Annotated in this window: 18 protein-coding genes; 13 read left to right on the top strand and 5 right to left on the bottom strand. The window is 72.5% G+C overall.

Features of this window, described 5'->3' with window-relative positions:
• The first annotated feature begins 46 nt into the window (after nucleotides 1-46).
• The 6 genes from MICAU_RS23165 to MICAU_RS23140 all read left to right on the top strand — a co-directional run bounded on the left by MICAU_RS23165 (nucleotide 47) and on the right by MICAU_RS23140 (nucleotide 4,829).
• Nucleotides 47-385, top strand: coding sequence for an immunity 51 family protein (locus MICAU_RS23165; protein ID WP_013287779.1), 339 nt, complete (start codon nucleotides 47-49; stop codon nucleotides 383-385).
• A gap of 239 nt (nucleotides 386-624) precedes the next feature.
• Nucleotides 625-1,596, top strand: a complete 972-nt coding sequence (locus MICAU_RS23160; protein WP_013285819.1) for an IS481 family transposase — start codon at nucleotides 625-627, stop codon at nucleotides 1,594-1,596.
• Nucleotides 1,597-1,682: 86 nt separating this feature from the next.
• On the top strand, nucleotides 1,683-2,801 hold the full coding sequence (locus MICAU_RS23155) for an IS630 family transposase (protein ID WP_244879660.1): 1,119 nt from the start codon (nucleotides 1,683-1,685) through the stop codon (nucleotides 2,799-2,801).
• Nucleotides 2,802-2,884: 83 nt separating this feature from the next.
• A complete protein-coding gene (locus MICAU_RS23150) occupies nucleotides 2,885-3,229 on the top strand; it encodes a DUF6331 family protein (protein ID WP_013287776.1) in 345 nt (114 codons plus the stop codon).
• Between the two features lie 68 nt (nucleotides 3,230-3,297).
• Nucleotides 3,298-3,693, top strand: a complete 396-nt coding sequence (locus tag MICAU_RS23145; protein ID WP_013287775.1) for a VOC family protein — start codon at nucleotides 3,298-3,300, stop codon at nucleotides 3,691-3,693.
• Between the two features lie 179 nt (nucleotides 3,694-3,872).
• A complete protein-coding gene (locus MICAU_RS23140; RefSeq protein WP_013287774.1) occupies nucleotides 3,873-4,829 on the top strand; it encodes a threonine/serine dehydratase family protein in 957 nt (318 codons plus the stop codon).
• A gap of 147 nt (nucleotides 4,830-4,976) precedes the next feature.
• On the opposite strand, the gene MICAU_RS23135 is transcribed toward MICAU_RS23140, so the two are convergent.
• Entirely contained in the window at nucleotides 4,977-5,462 is a 486-nt protein-coding gene (locus MICAU_RS23135; protein WP_013287773.1) for a roadblock/LC7 domain-containing protein, read from the bottom strand.
• Nucleotides 5,459-5,830 carry a hypothetical protein gene (locus tag MICAU_RS23130; RefSeq protein ID WP_013287772.1) on the bottom strand — a complete coding sequence of 124 codons (372 nt, stop codon included), beginning with the start codon at nucleotides 5,828-5,830 and terminating at the stop codon, nucleotides 5,459-5,461. Before MICAU_RS23130 ends, MICAU_RS23135 begins: the two co-directional genes overlap by 4 nt.
• Before the next feature lie 238 nt (nucleotides 5,831-6,068).
• Between MICAU_RS23130 and MICAU_RS23125 the strand changes: the two genes are divergently transcribed.
• Nucleotides 6,069-6,395 carry a PadR family transcriptional regulator gene (locus MICAU_RS23125; RefSeq protein WP_013287771.1) on the top strand — a complete coding sequence of 109 codons (327 nt, stop codon included), beginning with the start codon at nucleotides 6,069-6,071 and terminating at the stop codon, nucleotides 6,393-6,395.
• Nucleotides 6,389-7,354 carry a hypothetical protein gene (locus MICAU_RS23120; protein WP_244879659.1) on the top strand — a complete coding sequence of 322 codons (966 nt, stop codon included), beginning with the start codon at nucleotides 6,389-6,391 and terminating at the stop codon, nucleotides 7,352-7,354. Before MICAU_RS23125 ends, MICAU_RS23120 begins: the two co-directional genes overlap by 7 nt.
• A 17-nt stretch (nucleotides 7,355-7,371) precedes the next feature.
• On the opposite strand, the gene MICAU_RS23115 is transcribed toward MICAU_RS23120, so the two are convergent.
• Nucleotides 7,372-8,040, bottom strand: a complete 669-nt coding sequence (locus tag MICAU_RS23115; protein ID WP_049794841.1) for a M48 family metallopeptidase — start codon at nucleotides 8,038-8,040, stop codon at nucleotides 7,372-7,374.
• Nucleotides 8,041-8,183: 143 nt separating this feature from the next.
• Here MICAU_RS23115 and MICAU_RS23110 point away from each other — a divergent pair, with 143 nt between their 5' ends.
• The 4 genes from MICAU_RS23110 to npdG all read left to right on the top strand — a co-directional run bounded on the left by MICAU_RS23110 (nucleotide 8,184) and on the right by npdG (nucleotide 11,478).
• Nucleotides 8,184-8,387, top strand: coding sequence for a hypothetical protein (locus MICAU_RS23110; protein ID WP_244879658.1), 204 nt, complete (start codon nucleotides 8,184-8,186; stop codon nucleotides 8,385-8,387).
• A gap of 77 nt (nucleotides 8,388-8,464) precedes the next feature.
• Nucleotides 8,465-9,214, top strand: a complete 750-nt coding sequence (locus tag MICAU_RS23105; protein ID WP_244879657.1) for a histone — start codon at nucleotides 8,465-8,467, stop codon at nucleotides 9,212-9,214.
• 62 nt (nucleotides 9,215-9,276) lie between these two features.
• Nucleotides 9,277-10,713, top strand: a complete 1,437-nt coding sequence (locus MICAU_RS23100) for an RNB domain-containing ribonuclease (RefSeq protein WP_013287767.1) — start codon at nucleotides 9,277-9,279, stop codon at nucleotides 10,711-10,713.
• Between the two features lie 66 nt (nucleotides 10,714-10,779).
• Entirely contained in the window at nucleotides 10,780-11,478 is a 699-nt protein-coding gene (npdG, locus tag MICAU_RS23095) for an NADPH-dependent F420 reductase (RefSeq protein ID WP_013287766.1), read from the top strand.
• Between the two features lie 86 nt (nucleotides 11,479-11,564).
• On the opposite strand, the gene panB is transcribed toward npdG, so the two are convergent.
• Both panB and MICAU_RS23085 read right to left on the bottom strand, forming a co-directional pair.
• Nucleotides 11,565-12,410, bottom strand: a complete 846-nt coding sequence (gene panB, locus MICAU_RS23090; RefSeq protein ID WP_013287765.1) for a 3-methyl-2-oxobutanoate hydroxymethyltransferase — start codon at nucleotides 12,408-12,410, stop codon at nucleotides 11,565-11,567.
• 119 nt (nucleotides 12,411-12,529) lie between these two features.
• The gene (locus MICAU_RS23085) at nucleotides 12,530-14,290 is read right to left on the bottom strand and encodes an NAD+ synthase (protein ID WP_013287764.1); all 1,761 of its coding nucleotides are present in this window, start codon (nucleotides 14,288-14,290) and stop codon (nucleotides 12,530-12,532) included.
• A gap of 204 nt (nucleotides 14,291-14,494) precedes the next feature.
• Between MICAU_RS23085 and MICAU_RS23080 the strand changes: the two genes are divergently transcribed.
• Nucleotides 14,495-15,844 carry a glutamine synthetase family protein gene (locus MICAU_RS23080; RefSeq protein WP_013287763.1) on the top strand — a complete coding sequence of 450 codons (1,350 nt, stop codon included), beginning with the start codon at nucleotides 14,495-14,497 and terminating at the stop codon, nucleotides 15,842-15,844.
• Nucleotides 15,845-15,916: the final 72 nt, after the last annotated feature.

The raw sequence follows: 15,916 nt of genomic DNA, 5'->3' as shown, positions 1-15,916 counted from the left end.
GACTTCGGATCTTGCCACGAGCACCGACCACTGTCAGGCTTCGAAGATGACCTTGCTCAGACTGATCGAGACCACTCCCGGACAGTATTCGCTGCTGCTGGATGCCGGGACCACTCCAGTCGACAGTGTGATCGGGGAGCTTGGTCACGAGCCCAACGGGTACTTCTGGGCAGGTGTCGCGGAGGTTCTTGTCAGCACCGAGGCCCCGACGCTCGAAGGTCGATTCGCCTACGACCCTGAGGCCGGCATGTTCTGCGCCTACGGCACCGATCGAGGCGCGCTGCAAGAGCTGGAGGCCTTGATGAAGGTGGTAGCCACCGGCGGCGAACGTATGCGGCGGCTGGTCAACGACGCCGAAGCGCGCGGGTTCGAGTTCGACGACTGACAGCTGAAGCGGGCGGTTGACGAGGGAGACGTGGCGCTCCACGCGGTGTCCACCGGCAACCTCCTCGACGATCGCGAGGCTCTGGCTCCGGAGTGGCCGCCGAATTCGCAGGAGTGCCAGGCGGTCGTGGCGCTAGTTGTAATGCCCATGAGGGTTGTTGACGGCGTGGCGGCTTGAGACGAGGCGAGACCTCCGGCGAGGTGTGAGGTGCTGACGCCCACACGGAACCGGAGGTCTCCATGGCCCACCGTAATGCCCGGCTGACCATCCACGGCCGGCGGCTGCTCATCACGCGTGTCGTTGACCAGGGTCGGCCGGTGGCCCACGTCGTGAAGGAACTGGGCTGTTCTCGGGCCACCGGCTACAAGTGGCTGCAGCGGTGGCGGGCCGAGGGCGACGCTGGTCTGCGGGATCGATCCAGCCGGGCTCACCACCAGCCGCACAAGACGCCCGCCCAGTTGGAGGCGCGGGTCTGCCAACTGCGCCAGGAACGCAAACTCGGGGCTCGCCGGCTCGGACCGTTGCTCGGGATGCCGGCCTCGACGGTGCACGCCGTTCTGACGCGGCACGGTCTACACCGCCTGGCCTGGCTCGACCGGCCCACCGGTCAGCTCATCCGCCGCTACGAGCGCGACCGGCCCGGCGAGCTGATCCACGTCGACGTCAAGAAACTCGGCCGGGTTCGCGACGGCGGCGGCTGGCGCATCTTGGGCCGCGACAGCCTGGAACACCGCCGTGCCCGCACCGCCGGCCGTGTCGGCTTCGACTACGTGCACTGCGCCATCGACGACCACACCCGTCTCGCCTACGCCGAGATCCACCCCGACGAGAAGACCGACACCTGTGCCGGCTTCCTCCGCCGCGCCGCCGAGCACTTCGCCACCCACGGAATCACCCGCGTCGAACGCGTCACGACCGACAACGCATTGACCTACCGCCGCGGCCGAGCCTGGCACCAGGCCCTGACCGACCTCGGTGCCACCGCCCGCTTCACCCGCCGCTACCGACCACAGACCAACGGCAAAGCCGAACGCTTCAACCGCACCCTGTGCGACGAATGGGCCTACGCCCAACCCTTCACCAACAACCAGCAACGCGCTGACGCTCTACCCGCCTGGCTGCACACCTACAACCACCACCGCAACCACACCTCGCTCGGCGGCAAACCACCCATCAGCCGCGTCAACAACGCTGCTGGGCATTACAGCTAGTGCCGTGACCACGAACGTTCACGGTGTTGGTTGACACGCCGTGTGGCCTGTCGGCCGGGCGGCGTTGTGCCGGTCAGGCTGTGGCGGTGGCAGATCTTGTACGTGTGCGGCGGCTGAGTGATCAGGAAGGTCAGCAGCTGCTCAGAATTACCCGCCGGGGAACCGGTTCCCCGATCCGACTGCGACGGGCGATGGTCGTGCTCGCCTCGGCCGGCGGGAACACAGTGCCGGCGATCGCCCGGCTGGTTCAAGCCGACGAGGACACGATCCGGCAGGTCATCCACCGGTTCAACGAGATGGGAATGGCCAGCCTGGACCCTCAGTGGGCGGGTGGCCGTCCCCGCCAGATTAATCCTGACGAGGAACACTTCATCGTCGAGACGGCCAACACCCGCCCCGAGAAGCTGGGGCGGCCGTTCACCCGGTGGAGCATCCGCAAGCTCGCCGACCACCTGCGCCTGCATGCCACCCGCCGGGTCCGGATCGGGCGGGAACGGCTGCGGCAGATCCTGCACCAGCACCGGATCACCTTCCAGCGGACCAAGACGTGGAAGGAGTCCACCGACCCGCACCGGGACACCAAACTCGCCCGGATCGAATACGTCACCAGCCAGTTCCCGCAGCGGGTGTTCGCGTTCGACGAGTTCGGACCCCTCGTGATCCGCCCCCAGGCCGGCGCCGGGTGGGCACCCACCGGTCATCCGCGCCGGCTGCCCGCGAACTACCACAAGCTGCACGGCGTCCGGCAGTTCCACGGCTGCTACTGCGTCGGCGACGACCAGCTTTGGGGCGTCGTCCGGCGCCGCAAGAGCGCCGCGAACACCCTGGCCGCACTCAAGTCGATCCGCGCCGCTCGCCCGGACGGGGCACCGATCTACGTCATCCTGGACAACCTGTCCGCGCACAAGGGCCGCAAGATCCGGGCATGGGCGGCCCGCAACAAGGTCGAGCTCTGCTTCACCCCGACCTACGCCTCCTGGGCCAACCCCATCGAGGCCCAGTTCGAGCCGCTGCGCACCTTCGTCATCGCCGGCTCCAACCACCCCAACCACCCGGCGCTGACCCGGCGGCTGCAGACCTACCTTCGCTGGCGCAACGCCAACGCCCGCCACCCCGACGTCCTGGCCGCTCAACGCCGAGAACGCGCCCGCATCCGCAGCGAACGCCAACGACGCTGGGGCCAACCCGCCACCCGCGCAGCCTGACCCCAACACCCCAAACCTTCGTGGTCAAGGCACTAGCATCGGCCACCCGTCACTGTCGCGGCGGGCTCAGGGGAGGAGAGGCGATGGCGGACGTATCGGTCGATGTGCCGTCGCCCCTGCGTACGTGCATCGCCTTCTGCGAGGTCGAGTGCGTTGTCGGATGCTGCGGGATCGATGCCGTCTCCACGGACCCCGACCTGATCGAGGAATGGTGTCGCCAGGTGGGCTCGGCCGCGGTGATCGAGGCTCGGCTTCAACTCATCGAGCTGATCGAGGTGGTCGAGGACCGCTCCCGCTGCGTCGCGTCGGACGTCCTGAACCACCGCACGCATGACGAGGCCGCGCGGCGTGAGTTGCTGGACTTCCTGGCCGCGCTCGACGCCGGACTGGCTGCCGGCGATGCGTCCGTGAGCGGCGCTGACACCTAGGGAGCCGGTGGCCGGTCCGGGAACGGCTGGGTAGCCCGGGGGCCATCAGGACTTGCGATGATCCGGTGATGACCTCCTACGTGTCCCACACCACCGTGGACTGTGCCGACGCCTACGCCCTGTCCCGCTGGTGGGAAGCCGTCCTCGACTACCGGGAGGACCCGGACGATCCGAACGAGCCGGGCCACGAGGAGTGCATGATCTACTCGCGGGACGGGCGGCACCGCCTGCTCTTCATCGAGGTGCCGGACGCCAAGCAGGTCAAGAACCGCATCCACCTCGACCTGCGCCCGGTCGAGGGGACGCGCGACGAGGAGTTGGCCCGGCTGACCGGGCTGGGCGCGGCAGTGGTGGCCGACCGGCGAGAGAGCGACGGCACCGGCTGGGTGGTGCTCGCCGACCCGGAGGGCAACGAGTTCTGCATCCTCCGCAGCGACGCCGAGGTGGCCGCCAGCCGACCGTGACAGGTCCGTCCCCCTCCAGCGATCTTGGAGTTGTGGCGCCCGGAACAGCCCTTCCGCGCAGTTTGCGAGGTGCCACAACTCCAAGATCGACGAGTGCCGGAGCGCGGGGCGGCGGAGCGGCGGGGCGCCGCGCGGTGGCACGGCGCGGGGCACGGGGGCCGGTGTGGGACGCTGCGGGGGTGATCGAGCTTGCGGACATCCAGGCGGCCGCCGACCGGATCGCCGACGTCGTCGTACACACTCCGACCGTGCCCAGCCCGGGACTGACCGAGCTGCTCGGCGTACCGGTCACCGCCAAGCTGGAGCTGCTGCAACGTACCGGCTCGTTCAAGGCCCGTGGTGCGGCGGCCAAGCTGCTCGCGCTCGACGACGCGGAGCGGGCGGCCGGGGTGGTAGCGGTCAGCGGTGGCAACCACGGCATCGCGGTCGCGGTGATGGCCGGCGCGCTCGGGGTGGCGGCGACAGTGGTCATGCCCCGGACGGCGCCCGCCCGCGCGGTCGAGGTGGCCCGCGCCGCGGGGGCCGACGTGCGCCTGACCGAGGACATGGCCGGCGCGTTCGCGCTGATGAACCGGCTGCGGGATGAGGGCGTCACGCTGCTGCACCCGTTCGACGATCCGATTGTGCTGGCCGGGCAGGGCACTGTCGGGCTGGAGTTCGCCGACGACGCCGGTGAGCTGACCGACGTGCTGGTCAGCATCGGCGGTGGCGCGCTGATCTCGGGCGTGGCGGCGGCGCTGCGGGCGCGGCGACCGGGGGTACGGATCTGGGGCGTCGAGACCGAGGGCGCGCAGGCGATGTCGCAGGCGCTGGCGAAGGGCGGCCCGGTCGAGGTGCCGCTGTCGTCGATCGTCACCACGCTCAGCGCGCCGAGCGTCTCGCAGCTCACCTATGACCATGTGACCGCGCTGGTCAGCGACGTCCTCGTGGTGTCCGACGCCGAGGCGGTGCGGGGCACGCTGGAGTTGGCCGAGCACGCCAAGGTGTGGGCCGAGCCCGCCGCCGGGTGCCTGCTGCCTGCCGCCCGCCGGGTGGTCGAGCGGGTGGGCGCCGACGCCCGGATCGGCCTGGTGGTCTGCGGCGGCAACGCCACGGTGGCCGACGTGACCGCGTGGGCCGGCCGCTTCGGCCTCTGACCCGCCGCGCCGCGACGGCCGGGCCGCGACCGCCGCGGCAAGCGCGCGACCGCGCCGCTCGACCGCCGCGCCACACGAACGACAGAACCCGGGGGTACGCCGGCCGCCTCCGGTCCGGACGGGTGGGACCGGGACGACCGGCGTACGTCAGGACGTGGCCGGGCTGACGCCGTCGAGCAGTTCGGCGAGCCGGGCCGCGGTGGTCGGGGCGTGCAGGTGCAGCCGCGCCACGTTGATGCTGTCCGTGCCGACCACGGCGAGCAGCGCCTCTCCGTTGATCGCGTACACGCTGAGGTAGCCGCCCGCGTTGCGCACCGTGGACTGCTGGAAGTCGCCCTGTCCGAGCCGGAACCCGACCTGGCGGCCGAGTCCGTACGTGGTGGCGGCGAGCGCGGCCAGGTCGTCCGGGTCGGCGCCGTTCTGCAGGTTGTGCGTGACGAGCAGGCCGTCGACGCCGCCGAGGACGCAGCCGTGCACGCCGGGGATCTGCAACCGCAGCGCGGAGAGTTCCTGGGCGATGGCCGGGTACGGCAGTGCCGGGTTGCCGGCCAGCGACTGTGGAAGCGCCCGTGGTGGCGGCAGGGTGCCGGCTTGGGCGCGCGTACGGCGGGGGAGGTCGTCCACCCGGCTCACAGTTCCAGGCTCTCCTCGATCGTGCGCAGTTGGTGCCGCGCCATCGCGAGGTTGGCCCGGCTCTTGCTCACCATCAGGTAGAGGAACAGGCCCTTGCCGGTGCGGTTGCTCAGCGGGCGGATCAGGTGGTACTGGCTGCCGAGCGTGATCAGGATGTCCTCGATCTCGTCGTCGAGCTTGAGCATCTCGATGGTGCGCAGCTTGGCGCGTACGACGTCGGTGTTGCCGGCGGCGGCGACCGTCAGGTCGATCTCGCCGGTGCCGCCGGCGACGCCGAGGGTCATGCCACTTGTGTAGTCGACGAGCGCGGCCCCGATCGCGCCGTCGATGTTCATCGCGTTCTTCAGCGCGATGTCAAGGTTGCCCACGATTTTCTCTCCCCAGCTCGGGTCGCTGTCCGCTGGAAACGCGACAGCGGATTCGTCCGTCGAGGCTCGCATATGGAGCCGCGCGATGCACCCGGGCCACCGGTGATCCACCTGAGCGGGCCCTGCCGGACCGGCCACCGGTTCCGCCGAAGGGGACACACCGTCCCATTGTCGATCACCGTTCGTCCTGCTACCTCGGGTGCACCCGCCCTATGTAGAGTTCCGATAGAGTGCCGCTGTGCGACTGACCATCCCGGTGGCGAAGGTGCTCTCGGCGCTGCTCGCCGAGCCCGAGGCGCCGCGTTACGGCCTCGACCTGATGCGGCTCACCGGCCTGCCCAGCGGGACGCTCTACCCGGTGCTGCACCGTCTCCAGGCGGCGGGCTGGCTCGCCGCCGACTGGGAGGACGTCGACCCGGTGACCGCCGGCCGCCCGGCCCGCCGCTACTACCGCCTCACCGGCGAGGGCATCCGGTCGGCCCGGCTGGCGCTGGCCGAGCTGCGTGCCCTCGTACCCTCCGAACGTGCCGGCGGCGCGGACCCGGCCGGGGCGCCGGCGTGGTGACCCGGCGGGTGGCGGCGCTGCTGCTGCGGGTCGCGGTACGCCGGTGGCCGGCGGAGCTGCGTGCCGGCCTGGCCCGGGAATGGGCCGCCGAGCTGCACGAGCTGGCCCGCACCGGCCGCCGCTGGGGGATGCTCCGGTTCGCCGCGAGCCTGGCGGCCCGCCGGGCGGCCACACCACTGACCGGCCGGGCCGGGTCGCGGCGGCTGGGGCGTACCGCAGGGGTGTTGCTGCTCGCGCCGCCGGCCTGCGTCGCGGTGCTCGTGCTCGCCGGCGCGGTGATGGCCCTGACCCACGGGTGGCTGGAGATGCGCGTGCCGTGGGCCGCCGCCGCGCAGCTGCCGACCTGGTCGGCGCTCACCGCGCTGCTCGGTACGGCGCTCGCGCTCGGAGTCACCCGGGCCGCACGCCGGACCGTACGCGTGGGGGCGCTGCCCACCGCGCTCGGCGTGGTGCTGCCGATCGCCGCGACGGTGACCGCGACGCTCGCGCTGCTCGCCGCGCGAGGTGAGAGCCGGGTGTGGGAGACGGTGCCCGGGCTGCTGCTCTGGCTGGCGTTGCTGACGGCGGCGCTCTGGACCGCCGGGGCGCTGGCCCGCCGGGGCCGGGTCCGGCTCGCGTGGTCGGCCGGGCTGCTCGGCGCGCTGATGGCGGCCGACGCGGCGGTGGTGCTCGCGGTGGTCACCTCGATCCCGGCCACCGCGCCGGTGGCGGACGGCCTGCCGCCGGACGCGGTGAACCGGATCTCCGCGCCGCTCTGGCTGTTCACCTGCTGGACCGACTCGTCGTTCGGGCTGCCCCGGCCGACCGGGTGGGAACGGTTCCTCATCACCGACCGGGTGCTCGTCGAGCCGATGTTCCATCTGGCCTGCACGCCCTACGCCCTCGCGTACGCGATCGTGGCGGCCCGCCCGGCGCCCGCCGCCGTACCCGGTCCGGAGCCCGTCCCGGCACCCGCCTGAGCGTCAGGCGTTCCAGCTCAGCGCCCGGCCGGCCCGCTCGTAGTGCCCGGCCAGCTCGGCGTCGATCCGCGCGGCGCGCGTCCCGTCTCCACCCGCCAGGTGCCCGGCCCGTGGCCGCCGCGTACCGCGTTGCGTACCGCCGTGGCCACCGAGCCGGTCCGCAGCAGCGTGTCCAGCAGCCGCGACAGCGCCCAGGACGCCAGGTGCCCCAGCCACTCGCCGACCATCACCAGCAGCCCGCCGCCGTCGGACCCGCCCCGGGGCCGGAACAGGTCGGCGGCGTTGCCGAGCATGGTCAGCGCCGGCTGGGTCACCGGCCCACGGCGGACGTCGCCGTTGACGAAGTGGCCCAGCTCGTGGCCGAGCAGCGCGACCCGCGCCGGCCCGTCCAGGGCGCCCCACAGCGGCAGCCCGAGGCCGAGCACACGCCGCCGGCGCAGCCCCACCGACGTCGCGTACGCGTTGATGCCGCCGTCGACGCCGATCACGTGCGGCATCGGCGCGCCCACCGCCGTGGCCACCTCCCGGACCAGGGCGTGCAGCTCCGGCGCATCCCGTTCGGTGAGCACGTCCAGGTCCCGGTCGAGCCGGCCGAAACGCGGCCGCAGCGCCACCGCGAGCGCGATGAGCGCCACGCCGCCGACCACCGCGAGGTTCGGGAAGGGGTACGCGAACAGCAGCCACACCCCGTTCGGACGAGGGCGGGCATGTCCGGGGTCTTCCGCCGTTCCCCGCCGCAACCGCCCCGACCAGGTCTAATGTGGAGAAGGACGTGACTATTTGTGCCGTTCCGGTGGCGGCCGGGCGGTTCCCGGTGCACAGTGATCGCATGAGCGACGACGGAAGTGGTGGGCACTACTACTGGTGCACGCGACACCACCGGGTCGAGGCCGATGCCGACGTGTGCCCCGCCAAGCACGTTCTCGGACCGTACGCCTCAGCCGCCGACGCGGACAACGCCCTGCAGACAGTGCGGGAGCGTAACGACGCGTGGGACGCCGAGGACGCCCGTTGGGCCGGGGAGGGCCGCTAGACGGCGCGGGAGGGCCCGCGTCGAGGTGATCCGTGCTCCGCGAGGGCGAGAGCACGTCCCCAGGAAAGGGAACCGAGATGGCCGAAGCACAGCAGGCCACCCGCCCGGCCGCGAAACGGACGACCGCGAAGAGGACCGCCGCGGGCAGGACGACGACGGTCACCAAGGCGTCGCCGAACGCCTCGGGCGCCGGCGCCGGACGGACACCGGCGAAGAAGGCGGCGGCCAAGAAGGCGGCCGCCAGGAAGGTCGTGTCGGCGGCTCGTAAGGCGCCGGCCACCAAGGCCACCACCAGCAGGACGACGGCGAAGAAGACCGCCGCTCGTACGGCGCCGGCCGGCCGGGCCACCGCCAAGACCGCGCCGGCGAAGAAGACCACGGCGAAGAAGGCGACCGCGACGAAGACCACAGCGGCCAAGAAGACGGCGGCGAAGAAGACCACAGCGGCCCGGAAGACCACGACGCCCCGGACCACCGCGATGCCCCGGACCACCGCGACCGCGAAGAAGGCGCCGGCCCGCAAGACGACGGCGGCGAAGAAGACGACGGCGGCGGCCAAGAAGACCACCGGCGCGCGGAAGGTCACCTCGGCGGCGAAGAAGACGACCGCCGCCAAGAAGACCACAGCGGCGAAGAAGACCACAGCCTCGACGCGTCCCACGGCGCGCAAGGCGGCGGCGAAGAAGGCGCCCGCCCGCAAGACCACCACCGCGCGCAAGACCACCACGACGGCGAAGAAGACCACCGCCGCGAAGAAGGCGCCGGCCCGCAAGAGCACCGCAGCCAAGAGCACCACCGCACGTAAGGCGCCGGCCCGCCGCGCCTGACGCCGCGGACACCGCTCCCTCCCGGGGAGCGGAACGTGCGGGGCGCTGTCAGGATTGACCGCGTGGTGATCCGACGCGTACTGGCGCCCCGTATCGACTTCGGCGCGCTGCGCCGCGAGCTGGGACTGCCCGAGGGCTTCCCGGCCGCGGCGCAGCGCGAGGCCGACCTGGCGGCCGCCGCGCCGCCGCCCGCAGTCGCCGACCGGACCGACATCCCGTTCGTCACCGTCGACCCGGCGACCTCGCGCGACCTCGACCAGGCCATGCACCTCACCCGCCGTCCCGGCGGCGGCTACCGCGTCCGGTACGCGATCGCGGACGTCCTGACCCACGTACGCCTCGGCGGTGACCTGGAGGCCGAGACGTGGCGCCGCGGGCAGACGGTCTACCTGCCCGACGGCAACGTGCCGCTGCACCCGCACACGCTCAGCGAGGGGGCGGCCAGCCTGCTGCCCGACGCCGACCGGGCCGCCGTGCTCTGGACCGTCGACCTGGACGCCGACGGCGGCACCGCCGCGGTCACGCTGGAGCGGGCGCTGGTGCGCAGCCGGGCCAAGCTCGACTACGGCGGCGTGCAGCGCGACGCCGACGCCGGACGGCTGCCCGAGCCGATCGCCCTGCTGCCCGAGATCGGGGCGCTGCTCACCGCGCGGGGCCTGAGCCGGGGCGCGATCAACCTGCCGCTGCCCGAGCAGGACGTCGAGCCCGACGGCGACGGGTGGCGGCTGGTGCTGCGCGGCCCCGGCCCGATGGAGGAGCACAACGCGCAGATCTCGCTGCTGACCGGGATGGCCGCGGCCGACATCATGCTGGCCGGCCGGATCGGGCTGCTGCGCACCATGCCGCGCCCCCGCCCGGAGGCGGTCGATCGGCTGCGGCTCGCCGCCGGCCCGCTCGGCGTGCCCTGGCCGGACGGCACACCCGTGGGTCAGGTGCTCGACGGGCTGGACACCTCCCACCCCCGGGTGGCCGCCTTCGTCGACCAGGCCGCCGAGCTGATGCGCGGCGCCGCGTACACCGCGTTCGACGGTGACCTGCCCGAGCAGCCCGAGCACGGCGGGGTGGCGGCCGCGTACGCGCACGTCACGGCGCCGCTGCGCCGCCTCGCCGACCGCTACGCCACCGAGGTCTGCCTGGCGCTGCACGAGGGCCGCGAGGTGCCCGAGCAGGTACGGGCCGCGCTGCCGAAACTGCCCGAGGTGATGGCCGCGACCGACCGCACAGCGGGCGCCGCCACCCGGGGCGCTGTGGAACTGGCCGAGGCGGTGCTGCTCGCGCACCGGGTGGGGGAGACGTTCGAGGCGGCGGTGCTCGACGTGGACGAACCGCGTCCGGCGGGTAACGGCCGTCCCGGCCGTCCGCCCGGCGGCACGATCGCGCTCGACGAGCCGTCGGTGCGCGCCCGCTGCACCGGTGAGCTGCCGCTGGGCGAACGCGTCCGGGTACGCCTCACCGCCGCCGACCCGGCCCAGCGCCGGGTGGCCTTCGAACGGGCGTGACCAGCGCGGCGATTGTCACAGCATCGGGATGCACCGCTCGCGGCCCCGCTTTGCGAGGATGAGCGCATGGCTTACGACGCGACCACGCTGCCCGACGTCTCCGGGCTGACCGTCGGCATCATCGGTGGCACCGGCGACCAGGGACGGGGTCTCGCCTACCGGTTCGCCCGGGCCGGGCAGACCGTGCTGATCGGCTCCCGCACCGCCGAGCGGGCCACCCAGGCCGCCGCCGAGATCGCCGCCCTGCCGTACGTACCGGAGGGTGCCGTCGTCTCCGGCGGCGACAACGAGGACGTCGCCCGGCGCAGCGACGTGGTGATCGTGGCGGTGCCGTGGGACGGGCACGCGGCCACAGTCGCCGCGCTCGCCGGACCGCTGGCCGGCAAGATCGTGGTGGACTGCGTCAACCCGCTCGGCTTCGACAAGCAGGGCCCGTACGCGCTCACCGTCGCCGAGGGCAGCGCCGTTCAGCAGGCCGCCGCCCTGCTGCCCGAGTCCCGGGTCTGCGCCGCGTTCAACCACGTCAGCGCGCCGCTGCTGGCCGACCCGGAGATCGACCGGATCGACCTGGACGTGCTGATCTGCACCGAGGACCGGGAACTGGTGGGCGTGGTCGGCGCGCTGGCCGCGCGGATCCCCGGCATGCGGGGCATCTACGCCGGGCGGCTGCGCAACGCCCACCAGATCGAGGCGTTCACCGCCAACCTGATCGCGATCAACAAGCGCTACAAGGCGCACGCCGGCATCCGGGTCACCGACCTCTGACGCGTCGCGCCGCCGTCGCGGCGGCGCGTGTTAAAAAGGGGCCCCTTCTCTACGCCAGGCGTTAAGAAGGGGCCCTTCCTTACACCTCAGAAGGTGTGCTCGGCCGCGGGGAACTCGCCGCCGCGTACCTCGTCGGCGAACCGGCGGGTGGCGTCGGTGAGCGCGCCCGCCAGGTCGGCGTACCGCTTTACGAAGCGCGGCGCCCGGCCGGTCCGCAACCCGGCCATGTCCTGCCAGACCAGCACCTGCCCGTCGGTGTCCGGACCGGCCCCGATGCCGACGGTGGGGATGGGCAGCTCGGCGGTGACCCGCTTGGCCACCTCACCCGGCACCATCTCCAGCACCACCGCGAACGCGCCCGCCTCGGCCACCGCCCGCGCGTCGGCGAGCACCTCCTCGGCGGCCTCGCCCCGGCCCTGCACCCGGTAGCCGCCGAGCGTGTGCTCGCTCTGCGGGGTGAAGCCGATGTGCGCCATCACCGGGATGCCGGCGCCCGTGATCGCCTCGATCTGGGCGGCGCAGCGCCGCCCGCCCTCCAGCTTCACCGCGTGGCAGCCGCCCTCCTTCATGAACCGCACAGCGGTGCGCAGCGCCTGCGCCGGCCCCTCCTCGTACGAGCCGAACGGCAGGTCACCGACGATCAGCGAGTGCTTCGTGGCCCGTACCACGGCACGCACCAGCGGCAGCAGCTCCTCGGCGGTCACCGGCAGCGTGGTCTCGTAGCCGAAGACGTTGTTCGCCGCCGAGTCGCCGACCAGCAGCACCGGGATCCCCGCCTGGTCGAAGATCGAGGCCGTGTACTGGTCGTACGAGGTCAGCATCGCCCACCGCTCGCCGCGCTCCTTGGCGGCGATCAGGTCGCGGGTGCGTACCCGCCGGGTGGCCGGCCCGCCGTAGAGGGCGGCCACCTCGGCCGGGGTGGACTCCACCATGACAATCTCCTTCCTCGAGGCCGCGCACGCGGTCCCCGGGTTCCCCGCGATCGTCGCACCGGGCGGCGGGCCGCGGGCAGGTCGGAGTGGAGGATGTCACTCCCCGGCCGGGGGAGCGGTCAGCCGTCCTCGCGCCACCGGTTGGTGATCGGCAGCCGCCGGTCCCGCCCGAACGCCTTCATGGAGATCTTGGTGCCGGGCGCGGACTGCCGTCGCTTGTACTCGGCGGTATCCACCATCCGCAGCACCTTGTCCACCACGGCCGGGTCGTGGCCGGACTCGACCAGGCCGTCGCGGCCCAGGTCGCCGTCGACGTAGCCGATCAGGATCGGGTCGAGCACGTCGTAGTCGGGCAGCGTGTCGCTGTCGAGCTGGCCGGGGCTCAGCTCGGCCGACGGCGGCTTGCCGATCGAGTTCTCCGGGATCGGCGGCGTCTGCCCGCGCCGCACCGCGTCCGTGTTGCGCCACTTCGCCAGCCGCCACACGAGCGTCTTCCAGACGTCCTTGACCGGGTTGTATCCACCCACCGAGTCGCCGTAGAGCGTCGAGTAGCCCACCGCCAGCTCGCTCTTGTTGCCGGTGGTGAGCACCAGGTGGCCCTCCTGGTTCGACAGCGCCATCAGGATCACGCCGCGGACCCGGGCCTGGAGGTTCTCCACCGCCACCCCGGACAGCGACATGTTCGCCAGGAACGTGTCCACCATCGGCTGGATCGGCTCGACCCGGTAGTCCAGGCCGGTGCGCTTCGCCAGGTCCTCGGCATCGGTGCGGGAGTGCTCGGAGGAGTGCTGGCTGGGCATCGAGACGCCGACGACCCGCTCCGGGCCCACCGCGTCCACCGCGATGGCCGCCGCCACCGCCGAGTCGATGCCACCGGACAGGCCCAGCACCACCGAGGGGAAGCGGTTCTTGTCGATGTAGTCGCGCAGGCCCAGCACCAGCGCGTGCCACACCTCGGCCTCGTCGGCGACCGGCTCGATGATCCCGCCGTCCGCAGCCGGACCGGACGGCGCGGCCGGGATCGCCGGGATCTCGTGGCGGGCCACCCGCATCCCGTCGGCCGGCGCGACGGTCCCGCCCGGCGCCCCGGTCGCCGCCGGCAGCTCCAGGTCGTGCACCAGCAGGTGCTCGACGAACTGCGGCGCCCGGGTCAGCAGCGTGCCGTCCGCGGCGACGACCATCGAGTCGCCGTCGTAGACCAGCTCGTCCTGGCCGCCGACCATGTTCACGTACGCGATGGCGGCCCCGGCCTCGGCGGCGCGCCGGCGCACCAGCGGCAGCCGCACGTCGTCCTTGTTCAGCTCGTACGGCGAGCCGTTGATGCTCAGCACCAGCCCGACGCCCGCCTCCCGGGCCACCGCGAACGGCCCGCCGGCCTGCCACAGGTCCTCGCAGATGGTCAGCGCCACGTCCACCCCGCCGACGCGCACCACTGTCAGCGTGTCACCGGAGACGAAGTAGCGGTCCTCGTCGAAGACGCCGTAGTTGGGCAGATGATGCTTGAAGTAGGTGGCCACCACCTCGCCCCGGTGCAGCACCGCCGCCGCGTTGCGGGCGCCCCGGCCCGGTTCCGCGTCCGAGCTGACCTGCGGCGGGCCGTCCGCGTCCAGGTAGCCGACCAGGACCGGCAGGTCACCGAGGCCGTCGGCGGCCAGGTCGGCGGCGAGCCGGTGCAGCGCGGCGCGGGACGCGGCCACGAACGAGCGGCGGAACACCAGGTCCTCGACGGGGTAACCGGTGAGCATCAGCTCGGGGAACAGGACGAGCTGGGCGCCGGCGTCGGCGGCCTGACGTGTCCACGAGCGGACCAGGCCGGCGTTTCCGGCGAGGTCGCCTACCGTCGGGTTGACCTGGCACAGGGCGAGACGCAGGGTGGGCATGCGTTTATCTTCCCCCAGCCGTCCGGGCCGAATCCGACAGGTCGCGGGAGACCGGGGCGGCGCAGCGCGCGTCCCGCCCGGCCGGACACGGCGGGACGGCCGGCCGGGGAAGGCGTAACGTCGGCGTAACGAGCCCGGTGGAGACTGGGCGGTCAGGCCGGGCCGGCCCGACCGGTGCGGACGTACGTGTCACGAGGGGTGGAAGTGGACCGTCAGCAGGAGTCCGTCCTCCGCACGCTGGAAGAGCGGGACATCCGTTTCGTCCGGCTGTGGTTCACCGATGTGCTCGGCACGCTCAAGAGCGTCTCGGTGGCCCCGGCGGAGCTGGAGGCGGCCTTCGAGGAGGGCATCGGCTTCGACGGCTCAGCGATCGAGGGCTTCGCCCGGGTGTTCGAGTCGGACATGGTGGCCATGCCGGACCCGACCACGTTCCAGGTCTTCCCGTTCGAGGGCGGGGTCAGCGGCGAGAGCGCCCGGATGTTCTGCGACATCATGCTGCCCGACGGCAGCCCGTCCTGGGCCGACCCGCGGCACGTGCTGCGCCGGATGCTCTCCCGGGCGGCCGACAAGGGCTTCACCTTCTACACCCACCCGGAGATCGAGTTCTTCCTGCTGGAGAACGGTCCGCAGGACGGCTCGGTGCCCACCCCGGTGGACACCGGCGGCTACTTCGAGCACACCACGCACGCCGTCGCGCGGGACTTCCGCCGCCAGGCCGTGCTGGCGCTGGAGCGGATCGGCATCTCGGTGGAGTACAGCCACCACGAGGTCGCCCCGGGCCAGCAGGAGATCGACCTGCGCTACGCCGACGCGCTCACCACCGCCGACAACATCATGACGTTCCGGCACGTGGTGAAGGAGGTCGCGCTCTCCACCGGCGTGCAGGCCAGCTTCATGCCGAAGCCGTTCACCGACCAGCCGGGCAGCGGCATGCACACGCACCTGTCGCTGTTCGAGGGGGAGCGCAACGCGTTCCACGACGCCGGCGACCCGATGAAGCTCTCCAAGGTCGCGAAGTCGTTCATCGCCGGGCTGCTCACCCACGCCCGGGAGTACACCGCCGTCACCAACCAGTGGGTCAACTCGTACAAGCGGCTGTTCCCGCAGGCGCTGCCGGACCGGATCACCGAGAGCCCCGCGTACGTCTGCTGGGGTCACCTGAACCGGTCCGCGCTGGTGCGGGTGCCCGCGTACGGCAAGCCGAACTCGGCCCGGGTCGAGGTCCGCTCGCTGGACTCCGCGACCAACCCCTACCTGGCGTTCGCGGTGATGCTCGGCGCCGGCCTCAAGGGCATCGAGGAGGGCTACGAGCTGCCCCCGGGCGCCGAGGACGACGTCTGGTCGCTGAGCAGCGCCGAGCGCCGCGCCATGGGGTACGAGGCGCTGCCGGAGAACCTGGCCGAGGCGATCGACGTGATGGCCGGTTCCGAGCTGGTGGCCGAGGTGCTCGGCGAGCACGTCTTCGACTTCTTCCTGCGCAACAAGCGCTCCGAGTGGGAGCAGTACCGCCGCGAGGTCACCCCGTACGAGCGGCAGCGCTACCTCTCGCTCTAGATCACGCTGGCGCGGTGCCGCTATCGTCTGCGGCACCGCCCCGGCACCACCGCCGGGCGGCGTGAGCCGGGG

Source organism: Micromonospora aurantiaca ATCC 27029 (assembly GCF_000145235.1).
GTDB classification, from domain to species: domain Bacteria; phylum Actinomycetota; class Actinomycetes; order Mycobacteriales; family Micromonosporaceae; genus Micromonospora; species Micromonospora aurantiaca.
The sequence above is the reverse complement of the archived record's forward strand: the minus strand, read 5'-3'. Positions and strand labels throughout refer to the sequence as shown.